The organism is Vibrio sp. 10N.222.55.C6, assembly GCF_041473395.1.
In the GTDB taxonomy this organism is placed as follows: Bacteria; Pseudomonadota; Gammaproteobacteria; order Enterobacterales; family Vibrionaceae; genus Vibrio; species Vibrio crassostreae_C.
In genome coordinates this window covers 93,972-108,719 of record NZ_JBFRSD010000009.1, presented here as the reverse complement: position 1 = coordinate 108,719, position 14,748 = coordinate 93,972, and the positions used below count along the sequence as shown (strand labels likewise).

Sequence of the window (14,748 nt, the reverse complement as noted above, 5' to 3'; positions counted from 1 at the left end):
TAGATATGAATATCTCTAACTCGCGCGATCTGCGGGCTCAGAGAGCATGGCATCAAAAGAGGCAATTCGAGCCAAAAACTCTTTTCTATCTTTAGGCATAATTGAGCTTGCCATTGGTAAGTTCGCCTTCATCGCATCGACGGCGCGACCACGAACCAATACCTCAAAGTGCAAGTGCGGGCCAGTAATACGACCAGTAGCACCCGATAGCGCAATTTTCTGACCTCGCTTAATTTGCTGACCTTTCTTAACTAAGAAGCGGCTCAAGTGAAGATAACGCGTCGTATATACGCTGTTGTGTTCAATCACCAAATATTTACCAGCATACGGGTGGTCACGAAGTGCCACCACTCGACCATCACCAGTTGAGTAGATAGGTGAACCAACAGGTGTCGCAAAGTCGGTACCATTGTGCGGTGAGATTCGCCCAGTTACTGGGTGTCTTCGTGTCGGATTGAACGAAGAAGTGATTCTTCGGAATTTTCTGTCGACTGGGTATCTATCAAAGGCTTGCTCTAGACTATTTCCCTCTCTGTCATAAAAAAGACCATCTGGTGCTAGAAAAGCTGCGACTTCTCGGTTTCTTAATTGAATTGAGATACCTTGAATTTCTGTTTTACCCGTTAGGTGATCATCCGTGTACTGCTCTTTGACCAATACATTGAAGCTATCACCAGCTCTCAGCTCTCGAGCGAAGTTGACTTTGTCTTTTAGTGTGCGGGTGATATTGGCTATCTGGTTAGTAGTTAACCCCGCTTTGTAGGCTGACGTTGAAAAGCTACCGTGAACACTACCCGCATAGAGTTTTTCTTTCCATTCGCCTGGGATCTCGTGGAATTTATAGGTGAAGCTACCATTATCGTTTCGAGTAAAGGCTGCTTGCTCAACCAAACTCTCGTGATAAATCAGCTCCACAAGCTGTTTTGAGTCACTATCCAAAAGCAACTCTAGATGGTCACCAGGTTTTATTGTGTCGAGTTTCAAAGACTCCAGATCCGCTTCCATCACCTTTTGAACGGTTCCATATGGCAGTTGCCATGACGAAAAGATGTTGCTTAGCGTATCGCCAACTTTCACAAAATAATGGACCTTAACCAAAGAGTTGGGAGTCGCTTGCGAGTCGATGACTTCCTTATCATTAGGTTGAGAACCTTGGTAAGGTGTTATTTTGATAGAGATTTCTGGTGCTGGTTTGGAGTGAAAAGAGAGCAAAGCAGCAAGGGAAAATGCGCTGATCGCAGTAACGATCAGACCAATACGGAGGAACTTCATAAAATACTTAGCGGTTATAACGAGGAACTTAGAAAGTGTTATAACATAACAATTAAATCAAAAAAATAAATGAAATGTAAGAAACCATAGCGCGATAGGTGTGAAAGTATGGTGAGCATGCAAAGCCCACCACCTTAGTTAACACGGATCTTTACCTCATATTACTCTTCACGAAGTACTTCGAAGCGTTCTAAGCCTCGCAGCATCTCAAAGTCCGGCTCTTCAGTTAGCAGCTCTCTCATGGACCCACTGGCTTCAATAGCGCGCTCTAAGTCATCGATAGCTTGACCTTCTGCCCCTAATCGAGCATAGGCGCAAGCACGTTGATACAAGGCATGAGCATTTTGGTCATCGACTTCTAATACACGGTTACAAAGACTCATTGCCCAGTGGTATTCCTGTATATCCATAGCAGCGTCAGCTTTGGCAGTAAGTGCTTCTAAATCTCCAGGACGAACCTTCAGTATTTCATCGTAGATTTCAATTTTTTGCTCTGCCGTTTGTGCGTTCTGTGCTCTCAACCATAGGTTATGAATCTCATTGATAATTTCAATTTCGCGGTTGTTGTCGGAAATGATTCTGGTCTTGCGCTTAAGATCCCGTTCAAGAACATTAAACTTCTTCTCATAGTCTTGAGCGATAGAATTAAGTCGCTTATCAGCCATGTCTTGAGTTGTGTGTTTAAGCTCTTTGATGGATTGCCAACCCACCAGCGCGATAAGAGAGGCCACACCAGCAATAATGTAGAAGAAGTAGGTTACGGTTACATTGGCGTAATTCAGAGACTTGTCTGCCACAGTCAGTTCCCGGTCAGTCATCTGAATGGTCAAGCGTCTTTCAAGATCCTGCTGTTCCATTCGAAGCTGCTTCAACTCATCCAAGATATAGCGTTCCATCAGCGGTCTATCCAAATACTCTTGTTCCGAGTACTTAACATCTTCGCTTGCAAAACTCATCGTGCTGAACACCGAGATAACTGCAACCAATAAGATTCGAAGCATTATACATTCCTTATATGTTTATATTTAGACTAACTGTATCTCGTAATAGGCATACAAGCTAGGAAGTCGACAAGTTTGCTATGTCCATATTGGAATTAACACTCTAAAACATCATTGATAATTATAAAACACCTGAAGCAACATCATTAATTTCTAAATTATAAAAATACCGCGTAATACTGTTCTATATGATTAATTCGCGATGCGAATATACCGAAAAATGGTTTATTGCATCGAGATGAATCTTATATTAATAACGATCAGAACGAGGTTAATTTGAATAATCCACGATACGATTTAGTAAGCCGTGTACTGCACTGGGTAATGGCTTCTGTAATCATCTATGCAACGATCGCAGGGTATGTGATGCACTATGTCACCAGTCATCCAGAGCTGTTTTCTTTTCTGTCAGTGCTCAACATGTCATTGGCGACCGTTGCGACGCCACTGCTTGTGGTTCGTTATATCTGGAGCCACTTTCGCTCGTCGCCAAGCATGCCAACCTCTGTGCCTGAAGGGCAAAAATGCGTTGCCAAGCTTGCACACTCTTTGATGTATCTTGTGATGTTTATGGTTTTCAGCACCGGCTACTTAATGCTAAAAGAACCGTACTCTTTATTTTGGTTAGTGAGCGTAAATAATCTAATTACCGACTCTGCAATCAACGGCTTCTTTTTCTATTTACATCGTGCCAGTTGTATTGCCCTAGCCTGTTTAATTGTGCTGCATATCAGTGCCGCACTTAAACATCACTTTGTCTCTAGGAACTATGTATTGAAGATGATGCTCTAGATTCAAAGAATTCAAGACAATTTGCACAAACAACAAAAAAACCATAGCATGTTCGCTATGGCTTTCTTATTTCAATTTGATTACTTGGTTTGAGTATCAATCATCACTTGCCAGTATTCACATTTAGCCAAGAACTCTTTTAAATAAAGCTCTGGGTTAGCAAGTTTCTCACCGCCTTTAACATCAGCACCAGTCACACGCCAAAAGCCACGAGTGACCAAGTTTCGATGATAAATAAAATCGTTGAGTTCATTAGCCTTCAAAGGAAGTTGTTCACCAAACGTATTTTCGTAGCGGCTCAGAGTCGAGGCTTGTTCACTTGGCTTCTCCCTTAAAAAGGTATCCAAATCCAAACCTAATGACTGTTGCTGCTCTTTTGATAGGGCTTTAGCTAATTTAGAGATCACACTGAACAGAGCCAACTCAACTTTTTGAGACGCTAATAACGATGCACCTAAAAGTGCATGTTCGTTGGAAATATGTTGTTCTGTTGATGAAACGGTTGCTGTTGTCACTGTGTTAACCTCAAATAATCATAACGGGTGTTACTGAACTGGATAGAGTCTTTTCACTAAGCTGAATCTTATTCTTGTTATTAAGAAGAATCTTGCAGCTAAGCAGAGCCTTTCGACTAAGCAGAATCTTTTAGCAGAACACGGTCAGCATCAATAATGGTGAAGCCTGATGCATCTTCATTCTTTTCGACTTGCACTAAACCTTTAAAACCAATCTGCGACAGCTTCTTCGCAAGTTGATCTGGTGCTGTTTCAAAAACAACATTCATAAAAGGTAAAGACTCAGCATCAACAAAACCATGCTCGTTAAACAGTTCCATTGCTTGAGATAAATGGTCTGAGTCGGTTAATTCAATAATTTCTACAACTTCTTCCAACAACATTTTCGATTCCATATTCGCCAGAAAGTGACTGACACAAGCCGGTTCTTTTTGCTTGCATACATCCCGATGCCCTAAGACACCCCTTTAGTAGTAGGGAGATCATAACATATTAATAATCGTAAAATATGTTTTATTTTCCCTAAGCTACTGGGAATACTAGAAAAGAATAGAAATTGGTGAAACATAAGCAACACCAATTCATAGTATCGATAACGGTAAACCTGATTTGAGGTGATCAGGCAACCGTTACTTGAGAATCGCCCGTTTCTACAATCGATTCTTGTAACAAGCCAGCATAAATACCATTGTGTGCCACCAACTGTTGATGATTACCTTGCTCAACAATTTCACCCTTTTCCAACACCAAAATCGTATCTGAGTGACGAACGGTACTCAAACGGTGTGCAATCGCAATCACAGTTTTTTCCTTGAAAAGGCGCTGCATTGCTTTTTGAATCAGGTCTTCGGTGATTGAATCTACCGAACTGGTCGCCTCGTCAAGCATCATCAATTGACCACCCTGTGCAACCGCTCTAGCGAACGAGATAAGCTGCGTTTGCCCTACAGACAAGTTGGAACCGTTCTTTTCCAAGTGGAAGTCATAACCTTGTGGCAATTGTTCAATAAACTTATCGGCATAAACATAGCGCGCCGCCTGTTCAACCTTAGTTCTAGATAGATGCGTTTTGCCCAGCGCGATATTGAATTGAATGGTCTCTTCAAATAAGTGCACGTCTTGCATCATCATTGAGAACAAATGAGCAGAGTCTTCACTTGAGATCTGTGACAGCTCTATTCCATTCAACAAAATGCTGCCTTCATAATCTTGGTAGGTTTTAGAGATCAGACGCAGAATCGTCGACTTGCCCGAACCCGTCGAACCCACAAGGGCGATTTGATGCCCTTTCTCCAATACAAACGAGACATTCTTTAGAACGTAGGGAGAGTCGTCTTTGTAGCGGAAGCTTACGTTCTTAAACTCTAGGCCCACAAACTGTTCAAGCTGTTTCTCAACCTTGTTAGATGGCAGCAGGTTACGCCCTTCCTCTTCAGTCGGCTCAACAAACAGTTCTTCAATATGGTCAAACGCTGCAAATGAACTCTGAATCGAAGCGATCTGCGAAGTAAAGTCTCGGATCGGAACAAACACTTTCTCTAAAGTATTGATGAACGCAATCAGCACACCCAAGGTGAGCGCTCCTTCTATCACTTGCTCAGAGCCATACCAGATCATAATCGCGATAGTGATTGAAGTGATGCCGGAGATAAACGAGAACAAAATCGCATCGTATTTATTGATCTTCTTCTGCGCTCTTAAAAACTCATCGGTATAGCCTTGGTAGCGTTGCTCGACTTGCTCTTCCGCTCGGTACATCTGAACGGTTTTCATGCCAAATAAGACTTCTTGTAAAAAGCCAATACCGCGAGCGAGAGAAGAACGAGTCACCTTATAGAGAGCACGAAGTCGGTTTCTCACATACACCGTCAAATACATCACTGGCGGCATAATGATCAATACAATCATCGTTAACTGCCAATCAATGAAGAACATCATCACCAACAGAGCAATGGTATTGATGCTGTCTTTAACTAGCCCTACAACCGACTGAACAAACGTCTCGCCGATGGTTTCCAAGTCACTGGTTAATCGTGAAAGCGTTACCCCAATCGGTGTGTTATCAAAATAGCTGCGCGGTAGTTTGAGCACGCGAGCAAACAATACTGAGCGCATGTCAGTTATCGTGTATTGACCAGTTTTACGCAGATTGTACGAATAGGTGGTATCCACCACATAACTCGCCACCAGCACGGCAACGAGATAGAAGACGTATTCGAGCAGACCATCCATATCCCCGTGACTCAGGTGAACATCGATCACTTGAATGATCAGCCAAGGGAACAACAAGCTCGTGATGACAGAAAGAGGAAGCATAGCGATGCCCAGAATCGCAGAGCCTTTGTATTTCTTAGCAAACTTAAAAAAGTGCTTGAGGTACTTGAGATCAACACGTTTTAACATGCTGCTGCCTCCGTTTCATTCTGCTGTAGTTGCCATGTATCGTAATAGTAATCACAGGTTTTCAATAACGTGGCGTGGTCGCCCTTCGCGATCACTTTACCTTCGTTCAACACGATGACTTCATCCATATATTCAAGGGCATTAACGCGGTGTGAAACCACAAGAACCGATTGATTTTCCAAACGTTTAAACAAACCTTCCAAGATCTTACGTTCTGTTTCATAGTCGACAGCCGATAGAACGTTATCCATGATGATCAGGTCGGTGGGTTGCAATAAAGCACGCGCAATACTTAAGCGCTGCTTCTGACCACCTGACAACATGATCCCTTTCTCACCGACTAAGGTTTGATCGCCGTGTTCAAAACGTGTCACATCACTAGCCAACTGGCTGAGCTCTAGCACTTCATCAACCTGACTCTTTGCCAAATCGGTATCTAGGCTACCAAAGCGGATATTGTCTTCGACGGTTGCTGAAAACAGGTAAGGGTCTTGAGTCACGGTTTTCACGTAACGGCGTAAGTCACTGCGTGAGAAGCTAGTGACATCTCTTTCACCAAGGAAAACAGAACCTTGTGGTACATCCAAGTGGTGGTTTAAGCAGTTCACTAATGTCGTTTTACCCGATCCGATCCCGCCTAACACACCCACTTTCTTACCTGTTGGAATATCAAAGCTGATGTCATCGAGAATCACGCGTTCTTCACCTGAATAGCTGAAGCTGAGGTTGCGAACAGAAAACGTTTTTCCCTTCAGTGATTCAACATCTAGTTCAGTCAGCTTATCTTCATCTAGCTCTGGGACTTTGGCATTAAGAATGGTTTGTGCACTTTGGATACCGACCATGCCTCGCTGATAAATGGTCGCGATTCTGCCAAGTTGCATCAATGGCATAGCGAGCAAAACCGAGTAAGTCAGAAAGGCGGTAATCTCACCAAGTGTGAGTTCCTGTCTCATTAACATGTAGCCACCAAGCCCAAGAATGATGATTTTCATCAGGTCATTGGCGTAGTCGAGTACCGGCATAAAGAAGACTTGAATGCGTGTAATTTTAAGGCGGCATTCAAGCAATAACTGGTTCAGTTTTTCAGTTTCAGCTTTCACCCAAGGTGACATCTGCTGGCTCTTAATCAAGTCAATCCCAGACAGGTAACTCATTAGTTGAGCAGACAGGTTTTGTAGACGCTTCATGTGCTCTAAATGCAGCGTTTTCATACGCTTGAAGCCCACACGGAAAATCACAAAAGCGATTGAAATAGGAATGATCGAATACAGTGTGAGTTCTGGCGATATGCGCCACATGTAAAGAGGCGTCAACGACAACGCAAGCAAGGCATTGAAGAACTGCAAGAAGCCGACACCAAACAGCAGTCGAATGCCACTAAGGTCATTGTTGATAATCGAGATCAGTCGACCCGAAGCAAAGCGTTCGTGAAAGCTGCTCGGTAAGCGATTCAACTTTTGTAGAAGTGTACTTTTAAGTGCGGCCTCTGTAATTCGCCCCGGATTAAGCGCATAGATACGAGACAGAATTCTCACCACCACCATGGCAACCGACATCCCGACCACAATCCAAACATAGGTTTGAAGCTGTTGGTGGCCAGTTGAAGAGGCATCATCAATCAAATCTATCGCCAATTGGATATAGCGAGGGATCTCTACTTGTAACCAGTTGACGAGAAAGATGAACACAATCGCCAATAAGTACGAGGTGCGATTCATGCGCAGATAATGGGCAATAAACTGTCTTTTATTCATAGTATTCTTTGTTTAGGGCAGGCTCACAGCGAGATTTAACGATATAACCGGGCAGTTAAGCTAGATAGGTTCATCGCTGAGGTAAAGATACATCAAAAACACTTAGTTGACAATATCAACCATATTCAATAATTAGTTTCGGGTATTAAGTTTTAGCATTGCTAGAAACAACTTTGCCGCCAAAAGTGGCGGCAAATAAATAGCTTAGCAGGCTAGTATTGATAACGGCTAAAGCATCTCTTTGGCAATCAAATGCAGCAAAAAGGTTTCACGTTCAATACTCATGCCCTTCTTAGGGCTCTCTGCCATGGTCTTTTCGTTATGAGCGATCGCTTCATGGATATTCATCCACACCGGTTTCATCCCGTTTTTCACTTCATAATCTTCGTAAGCCGTTTCACCAAGCTCACGATCGATCTTGCATGAGTAGCAGTAAGAAATCATGTGCATCATGTCTGCATCATCTTTGTACCAAGGACGAAACTCTTCAAAAATGCCGAACGGCTTGATGCTATGGATATTCTTCGCGCCAGTCTCTTCTTCGAGTTCACGAACCATACCTGCGATCACATCTTCCCCTTCATCCAAACCACCACCAGGAATGGTGTAGTCGTGATAACGCTCTGTATACAGCATCAGAATGTCTTCACCATCTAACACAATGGCACGGGCAGCGTTGCGCTTATAGACCGTTTTATTGTCTAGATGGTCGATATCAGGATGGATGGTTGTTTTTAGGTGTCTCATGATTCTGACTGCTCTACTGAATTTGGCGGCATCATATCATAATCATCAATAGATTCGAGGTTCACAACCGCTAACCAGAACGGATCGGACGGGGATATTCCTACGGTAACTTGAATCCACTTAGCTTGATCTAACACTCAAAAAGTCGTTAAACATGAAGAAATATCAACCTATTTCAATATCTTGACCAAATTAGGACAACCTTTTCTGAAATCTAAAATATACTAATTTCATAGAGCTTCTCATTTGGTTCTGTAGAACTTAACGCATTCGATTATAGAGTTATCACGTAGGAGATAGACATGAAGAAAATTGGTTTGATGGCTGTATGTGCCGTTGTATTAGGCGGTTGTGCAAACGACTATGCAGAATATAGCGAGGGCCAACGTGTTTCAGTCGCTAACCCAGCAGCGGTTTATTGTGTTCAACAAGACGGTGAATTAGACACGGTTACTGAAAACAATCAGCGTACAACTTACTGTGTATTCGATGACGGCGAGCGCATTGAACAGTGGGAGTACTACCGCAATAACCATGAGCAAGATTCAGAAAACCAAAGTTAATCACTGTAAAAAACACATGAGCCTTCTGGCACAATGTTATGGGCGATGATTACGTTCGAGCGGTTAAAAACATCGCTGAAGAAGGCACTGAGCTTCTAGCTTACTGTCTGATTGCCTTTGCGAGTTTAAAGACCGTTATTGGCATCACGAGAAAGAAATAATCACCTATCGCCACCAGCGATGTGTGAGATCCGATTCCGGATCTAAATAACGGTTCAATAAAGTCAGGTTAGTATCTAGCAGTGCTAGATATTCCCTGACTTTTTTTATGTCAGTATCGACAGGAGTTTGCTGGATACAGCGCTCCAATATTGGGAGTAAACTGTCCACAATTTCAAAGTGAGATGAACGCCCAACGAGTTCCTTTGCGGCTATCAGTGCTTCCAAGGACAACCTTTCAGGCTCACGCCTTACGGACTCCAAGTCTCTCTCAAATGCGCCCGCAGAGACACCTTCAAGATAGACTCGGTAGGTCGTCAGTACATCCATCAATAGAAACAATTGCCCTTGAGTACTTTGATGAGGATATGGCACCGCAACATGAGCCTCTAGCTGACGATCTATTTGCAGCTCTACCCCAAGTGCAGAACACTTCTCGACTAGAACCTTAAGCAAACCTTGCTCGTCCATCAACATCTGGATGTCAAAAATACGTTGCAAGTGATAGTCATTAGAAATGAATGTTACCCGTACACTCTGCCCACGAGTAAACAATCCACTGTCAATCATTTCCGAAGCTAGGTTTTGAATATTCTCTACTGTATTTGTCGAAAGCTGTTCTAGTAAAACTGCACTCAGCATAAACGGAACTTCACATTGACTTTCCAGATTTCGAAAATACGCGTGCATTGCATCAGCTTCGGAGATTGTCTGGCCCTTTGTCACTCCACCACAAAATGCAACCGCGGTTTGCTGATTCGACTCTTCTACCAAAAGCTCAGCAAGATATTCAACCAGAGCATCAACTCGACTGATTCCTTCATTAGTCAATTTATTCTCATTAAGTCGCTTACCTAGCACAATAAGGAGGTGAATAATGCTCATTTTATGTTCAAGTCTCGTTTTAGTGATTAGATGGAGTGAATTATGTATACAATACTTATTAACAAAAGTATTTTGAAATTCTTACATGTTGCTATCAATAATGCTCACTATTGATAGCAACATCTCGGGTCATACAAGAATAGACGTGTCGCTTTAAAGCAAACATAGCACGCTCTTGTATTTCATCGCTCTATGCTTGCTCAACACGAGTTTCAATAAAAGAGACCTTTAAAGCAAAGAGCCAGCTCAATCGAATAACTGTTTCAGCCAAAGAACTGCTTCACCCAAAGAACAGGTTCACTCACAGAAGTGGAACTAACGAAATACAAATTTTACACAGAGTTCGTTCATCGAACCGTCTTCACAGGAAGTTACTATGCTGTCTATTTTTGATATCTACAAAATTGGGGTTGGACCGTCCAGCTCCCACACAAATGGACCAATGATCGCTGGGTTTAACTTTACCCAAAAAATTGATGCTCAGCTTACACAAGTAGAGCGTATTCAAATCGACTTATACGGCTCGTTATCATTGACGGGTATTGGTCACCACACAGACAGAGCGACCTTGTTAGGTTTGCTAGGTAACCGCCCCGACACCATTAAAATCACCAGTGCTAACCAAGCAATGCGTAAGGCGATTGAAGATAAATCTCTATTGGTTAGCGGTAACCATGAAATTTATTTCGATGTAGAAAGCGATCTGCTCTTCCACAAGACCAACCTTCCGCTGCATGAAAATGGTATGACTATCTCTGCCTTTAACGAAAGCGGCAGCCTTCTGGATATGGAAACCTACTACTCGATTGGTGGTGGCTTTATCGCAACCGCTGATGAGCTACAAAACGGCAAACAGGAAGCAGAAACTCAAGTTGAGTTCCCTTTCTCTTCTGCTGATCAGTTGCTTGAACTATCCGAACAACAAGGACTGAGCCTTGGTGGCTTAATTCTACGTAACGAAGTTTCATTCCAAGGTATGGATGTGATTGACCAGAAAGCCGACCAAATTTGGAAGGTGATGTCTCTGTGTATGCAGCGTGGCTTTGACACGGAAGGCATCCTTGATGGCGGTCTAGAAGTCACTCGTCGAGCACCTGCTCTGCTTAAAAAGCTGGAAGCGAATGCCTCGATTGAAAACGATCCAATGGAGATCATGGATTGGATTAACCTATTTGCCTTTGCCGTGAGTGAAGAGAATGCAGCGGGCGGTCAGGTCGTGACATCACCTACTAATGGTGCGGCTGGCGTTATTCCTGCGGTTTTGATGTACTACCATCGTTTCATCAAAGAGCTAGACACTAAGCAGCTTAAAGACTTCTTGGCAGTCTCTGGCGCAATCGGCATCTTATACAAAACCAACGCTTCGATTTCTGGCGCAGAGGTAGGTTGTCAGGGTGAAGTCGGCGTTTCTTCATCAATGGCCGCAGCAGGCCTAACTGCCCTACGTGGTGGTAGCAACGAACAGATTTGTATTGCAGCTGAGATCGCGATGGAGCACTCTCTCGGCATGACATGCGACCCAATCGGCGGACTAGTACAGGTACCATGTATCGAACGTAACGCAATGGGTGCAATGAAAGCGATCAATGCATCGCGCATGGCATTGAAACGTACCAGCAAGTGTCTTATCTCGTTAGACAAGGTTATCGAGACCATGTATCAAACAGGTAAAGACATGAACAAGAAGTACCGTGAAACTTCTCTAGGCGGCCTAGCCGTGATCCACATGGCACCACCTTGTGAATAAAAGACAGGAACACGAGTGGAGAAAGCCTCTATAGAGACAGCATTCTTGTAAACTTAGTTTTCAATATCTCAACAAAGCCAGCCACCAAGCTGGCTTTTTTATTGGCTAAAGCCCAACAGCTAATTGAAAGTGATACTCACTCAAAATAACTTACAGAATGACTACCTCTAACTTTCCCTTTATTAGTTCATTACTTAGCCACAAATGATGATGGCTAAATTTCATACCGCCATGCATCCACTTGCAAAATCTAACGTTGCAAATCTCATTCATGAGAAATATGAATGCACTCATAAGAAAAGATATATCGAGTATAGTTCTGTTTGGGACAGATGTTTCAGTTTATGTATTACTACTAATGATATTATAATCGGGTAATTACACTACATATTAATACAAACGTGAGAATAAAATAATGTGGAATAGATTAAACAAATCAATGATGTTCTGCCAAATGATGTTCGGACTTTCGTTCTATGGCGTCATGGTGATCTTGACTCGTTTCTTCCTTGAAGATCTGAACTACAATGAAGCCGACACCATGATGGTTGTTGGTGCTTTCTCTGCAATCGGACCGCTATTTGCTATCGCAGGTGGCTTTATCGCCGACAAGTTTTTAGGCGCTTACCGATCTTTAACCATTGCCTTCCTAGGGTTCGCAAGTGGTTACGTTCTACTGGTACTTGGTGCAGCAGCAACCAATGTTCCGATGGCATTATGTGGTATTGCGTTAGCAAGTTATGCACGTGGTTTGATGTCCCCTTCTTACCCAAGTCTTTACAAACGCACGTTCAAAACTCAAGAAGATTTTGAGAACTGCTACCCAATCAACTACTCAGTAAACAATATTGGTGCTCTGTTAGGCCAATACCTGTTCCCAATGCTAGTACTTGTTGTTGGTTTCCACGGTGGTTTCCTTCTTTCAGCGGTTCTAGCCGGTGCTGCGCTTCTGATGATGATCTTTGTTCGCAAAGGCCTTGTTGAAGCAAGTGCTGAAATCGACCAAAAACCAGTAAGCACTAAAAACTGGGCAGCGTTCCTTGGTCTTTCTGCCGCTATGATTGGCTTGGTATTCTTCATGTTCTCGAACATGGATATTGGCCAAAACATCGTATACGCAATTGGCGGTGCAGCAATCGTCTACTTTGTTTCTTTGATGTTGAAATCGAAGAAATCAGACATGCTGAAAATGGGCACTATTTTAATCATCACATTCCTGACGACATGTTTCTTCGTGTACTACGGTCAGATGATGACTTCGATGACAATGGTAGCGATCAACACAATGCGTGGCGATCTATTTGGTTTTATCCCTGTTGCACCTGAAGCTTCAATGGCAATGAACCCACTATGGTGTATGGTTGCTGGCCCTATCATCGCGGGTATCTTCTCTAACCTAGAAAAGAAAAACATTAACTTCTCAACTGCAACCAAAGTCGGTTTCTCTTTCATCCTTACGGCTATCGCTTTCGGTATCCTTACGATGGCAGTAACGACAGTTGGTGACGATGTTCTGATCCGCCCAGAAGTCTTCCTAGCGATTCACTTCTTCCTAGCATTCGGTGAAGTGATTGTAGGTTCAATGGTTGTAGCCTTCATCCTGTCTGTTGCACCTAAGCACATTGAAAACTTCTCAGTAAGCTTGTTCTCTGTTGCTATCGCACTATCAGGCATTGTTGGCGCGGTATTCTCAACGTCTATTGCACTAGAGAAAGGTCAAGAGATCACACAAGAGATCGTGCAAACGGTTTACGGTGATTACTTCCAAATGCTGACTGTTCTTGCCGTCGTGATGGTAGGTATCGCAATGGCAGCATCGTTCATTATTCGTAAGATGCTAGAAGCTGCGAAAGCCGCTGAAGAAACGATTGAACTAGAGCAAGCAAACAGCTAATTCTGTTCGCTGAGTCAAACCAATCCTAAGAGCCCTTTAGTTTTCTAAAGGGCTCTTTTTTGTAGGATCCGTTTCTCAATAGGATCTGTCGTATAAGTTAGGTAGTACATGTGTAAATCAAAGTAAATGATAACTATTAGTATTGAGTGTTTTTTAGTTCAGGATTATGATGTGGAAATCCAAATCTAAGAGAGCCTTATATGAGCAAGCCTAGCCCTATCACATTAACCGTTACTCAAACCTCAACAATTACTCCAAACATGCAGCGCATAACGCTTAGCGGTGAGGGATTAAGTAAATACCCAACAGAATGTGCCGGCGGCTACATCAAGCTTTTATTCTCGCCACTTGGCACGACTGATTTAAGCCAGCTAAACGAAGGTGAGCGCCCAACCATGCGTACCTACACCATTCGTCAGTACAATCCTGTAGAGCAGTGGATTGAAGTCGATTTCGTTCGTCACATCACTAAAGATTTGCAGTGTGGCTTTGCTGCAAGGTGGGCAATGAACGCGAAAGTGGGTGACACTATTTCAGTGGCTGGTCCTGGTTTAATTCAGGGGCTTAACCTAGAGTCAGACTGGTTCTTCTTAGTTGCAGACATGACGTCCCTACCTGCGCTTTCTGCAAAAGTAAAAACGCTCCCAGAAACAGCGACTGGTCACGCTATCATTCAGATCAACTCAGCAGCAGATAAGCAGGTACTTGAGACTCCTCAAGGTATCAAAGTAACCTGGTTGATTGAAGATGAAACCTCAGAGTCACTTTCACAAACCGTGCGCAACACAGAATGGTTAGAAGGTCAGGTTTCAATATGGACAGCGTGTGAATTTGAAAGCATGCGTGAGCTAAGACAATACTTCCGCAACGAAAAAGAAGTCGCGAAAGAGAACATCTACATCAGCAGCTACTGGAAACGTGGTGTCACTGAAGATGGCCACAAAGTGTTGAAACAGCAAGATGCTCAAGATTTAGCGGGGTAAGTCTTTTACTACCTACAGCTTCTTACTAGA

At 43.1% G+C, this 14,748-nt stretch carries 14 protein-coding genes; 6 read left to right on the top strand and 8 right to left on the bottom strand.

Annotation, left to right across the window (positions count from 1 at the left end; translation table 11 throughout):
• Nucleotides 1-15: 15 nt before the first annotated feature.
• On the bottom strand, nt 16-1,272 hold the full coding sequence (locus AB4486_RS09120; RefSeq protein ID WP_102428807.1) for a peptidoglycan DD-metalloendopeptidase family protein: 1,257 nt from the start codon (nt 1,270-1,272) through the stop codon (nt 16-18).
• Between the two features lie 161 nt (nt 1,273-1,433).
• A complete protein-coding gene (locus tag AB4486_RS09115; protein ID WP_017067625.1) occupies nt 1,434-2,273 on the bottom strand; it encodes a tetratricopeptide repeat protein in 840 nt (279 codons plus the stop codon).
• Nucleotides 2,274-2,549: 276 nt separating this feature from the next.
• Between AB4486_RS09115 and AB4486_RS09110 the strand changes: the two genes are divergently transcribed.
• Entirely contained in the window at nt 2,550-3,065 is a 516-nt protein-coding gene (locus AB4486_RS09110; RefSeq protein WP_082151303.1) for a cytochrome b, read from the top strand.
• A gap of 80 nt (nt 3,066-3,145) precedes the next feature.
• Here AB4486_RS09110 and AB4486_RS09105 read toward each other — a convergent pair whose 3' ends face one another.
• The 5 genes from AB4486_RS09105 to AB4486_RS09085 form a co-directional block, all read right to left on the bottom strand.
• The gene (locus AB4486_RS09105; protein ID WP_017064806.1) at nt 3,146-3,580 is read right to left on the bottom strand and encodes a hypothetical protein; all 435 of its coding nucleotides are present in this window, start codon (nt 3,578-3,580) and stop codon (nt 3,146-3,148) included.
• A gap of 116 nt (nt 3,581-3,696) precedes the next feature.
• Nucleotides 3,697-3,963: a hypothetical protein gene (locus tag AB4486_RS09100; RefSeq protein ID WP_017059525.1), complete on the bottom strand. Its 267-nt coding sequence runs from the start codon at nt 3,961-3,963 to the stop codon at nt 3,697-3,699.
• A 235-nt stretch (nt 3,964-4,198) separates the two neighbouring features.
• Entirely contained in the window at nt 4,199-5,983 is a 1,785-nt protein-coding gene (locus tag AB4486_RS09095) for an ABC transporter ATP-binding protein (protein WP_372116997.1), read from the bottom strand.
• Nucleotides 5,977-7,740: an ABC transporter ATP-binding protein gene (locus AB4486_RS09090; protein WP_102428805.1), complete on the bottom strand. Its 1,764-nt coding sequence runs from the start codon at nt 7,738-7,740 to the stop codon at nt 5,977-5,979. The genes AB4486_RS09095 and AB4486_RS09090 overlap by 7 nt, the downstream gene beginning before the upstream one ends.
• Nucleotides 7,741-7,968: 228 nt before the next feature.
• Nucleotides 7,969-8,487: an NUDIX hydrolase gene (locus AB4486_RS09085; protein ID WP_017059522.1), complete on the bottom strand. Its 519-nt coding sequence runs from the start codon at nt 8,485-8,487 to the stop codon at nt 7,969-7,971.
• Between the two features lie 302 nt (nt 8,488-8,789).
• Here AB4486_RS09085 and AB4486_RS09080 point away from each other — a divergent pair, with 302 nt between their 5' ends.
• Nucleotides 8,790-9,050, top strand: coding sequence for a DUF333 domain-containing protein (locus AB4486_RS09080; RefSeq protein WP_017059521.1), 261 nt, complete (start codon nt 8,790-8,792; stop codon nt 9,048-9,050).
• Nucleotides 9,051-9,088: 38 nt separating this feature from the next.
• Nucleotides 9,089-9,211: a hypothetical protein gene (locus tag AB4486_RS09075; protein ID WP_017059520.1), complete on the top strand. Its 123-nt coding sequence runs from the start codon at nt 9,089-9,091 to the stop codon at nt 9,209-9,211.
• A gap of 4 nt (nt 9,212-9,215) precedes the next feature.
• Here AB4486_RS09075 and AB4486_RS09070 read toward each other — a convergent pair whose 3' ends face one another.
• Nucleotides 9,216-10,094 carry a YdcF family protein gene (locus AB4486_RS09070; protein WP_372116995.1) on the bottom strand — a complete coding sequence of 293 codons (879 nt, stop codon included), beginning with the start codon at nt 10,092-10,094 and terminating at the stop codon, nt 9,216-9,218.
• 376 nt (nt 10,095-10,470) lie between these two features.
• On the opposite strand from AB4486_RS09070, the gene AB4486_RS09065 reads away from it, so the two are divergent.
• The 3 genes from AB4486_RS09065 to AB4486_RS09055 all read left to right on the top strand — a co-directional run bounded on the left by AB4486_RS09065 (nt 10,471) and on the right by AB4486_RS09055 (nt 14,718).
• Entirely contained in the window at nt 10,471-11,841 is a 1,371-nt protein-coding gene (locus tag AB4486_RS09065) for an L-serine ammonia-lyase (protein ID WP_372116993.1), read from the top strand.
• A 415-nt stretch (nt 11,842-12,256) separates the two neighbouring features.
• Nucleotides 12,257-13,735 carry a peptide MFS transporter gene (locus tag AB4486_RS09060; protein WP_102332034.1) on the top strand — a complete coding sequence of 493 codons (1,479 nt, stop codon included), beginning with the start codon at nt 12,257-12,259 and terminating at the stop codon, nt 13,733-13,735.
• A gap of 200 nt (nt 13,736-13,935) precedes the next feature.
• On the top strand, nt 13,936-14,718 hold the full coding sequence (locus tag AB4486_RS09055) for a siderophore-interacting protein (RefSeq protein ID WP_102332033.1): 783 nt from the start codon (nt 13,936-13,938) through the stop codon (nt 14,716-14,718).
• Nucleotides 14,719-14,748 lie beyond the last annotated feature (30 nt).

What these genes read in the sequence shown, in the direction of transcription:
- AB4486_RS09120 (WP_102428807.1), bottom strand. Translation starts at nt 1,272, where the DNA reads ATGAAGTTCCTCCGTATTGGTCTGATCGTTACTGCGATCAGCGCATTT.
- AB4486_RS09115 (WP_017067625.1), bottom strand. Translation starts at nt 2,273, where the DNA reads ATGCTTCGAATCTTATTGGTTGCAGTTATCTCGGTGTTCAGCACGATG.
- AB4486_RS09100 (WP_017059525.1), bottom strand. Translation starts at nt 3,963, where the DNA reads ATGTTGTTGGAAGAAGTTGTAGAAATTATTGAATTAACCGACTCAGAC.
- AB4486_RS09095 (WP_372116997.1), bottom strand. Translation starts at nt 5,983, where the DNA reads ATGTTAAAACGTGTTGATCTCAAGTACCTCAAGCACTTTTTTAAGTTT.
- AB4486_RS09090 (WP_102428805.1), bottom strand. Translation starts at nt 7,740, where the DNA reads ATGAATAAAAGACAGTTTATTGCCCATTATCTGCGCATGAATCGCACC.
- AB4486_RS09085 (WP_017059522.1), bottom strand. Translation starts at nt 8,487, where the DNA reads ATGAGACACCTAAAAACAACCATCCATCCTGATATCGACCATCTAGAC.
- AB4486_RS09080 (WP_017059521.1), top strand. Translation starts at nt 8,790, where the DNA reads ATGAAGAAAATTGGTTTGATGGCTGTATGTGCCGTTGTATTAGGCGGT.
- AB4486_RS09075 (WP_017059520.1), top strand. Translation starts at nt 9,089, where the DNA reads ATGGGCGATGATTACGTTCGAGCGGTTAAAAACATCGCTGAAGAAGGC.
- AB4486_RS09070 (WP_372116995.1), bottom strand. Translation starts at nt 10,094, where the DNA reads ATGAGCATTATTCACCTCCTTATTGTGCTAGGTAAGCGACTTAATGAG.
- AB4486_RS09065 (WP_372116993.1), top strand. Translation starts at nt 10,471, where the DNA reads ATGCTGTCTATTTTTGATATCTACAAAATTGGGGTTGGACCGTCCAGC.
- AB4486_RS09060 (WP_102332034.1), top strand. Translation starts at nt 12,257, where the DNA reads ATGTGGAATAGATTAAACAAATCAATGATGTTCTGCCAAATGATGTTC.
- AB4486_RS09055 (WP_102332033.1), top strand. Translation starts at nt 13,936, where the DNA reads ATGAGCAAGCCTAGCCCTATCACATTAACCGTTACTCAAACCTCAACA.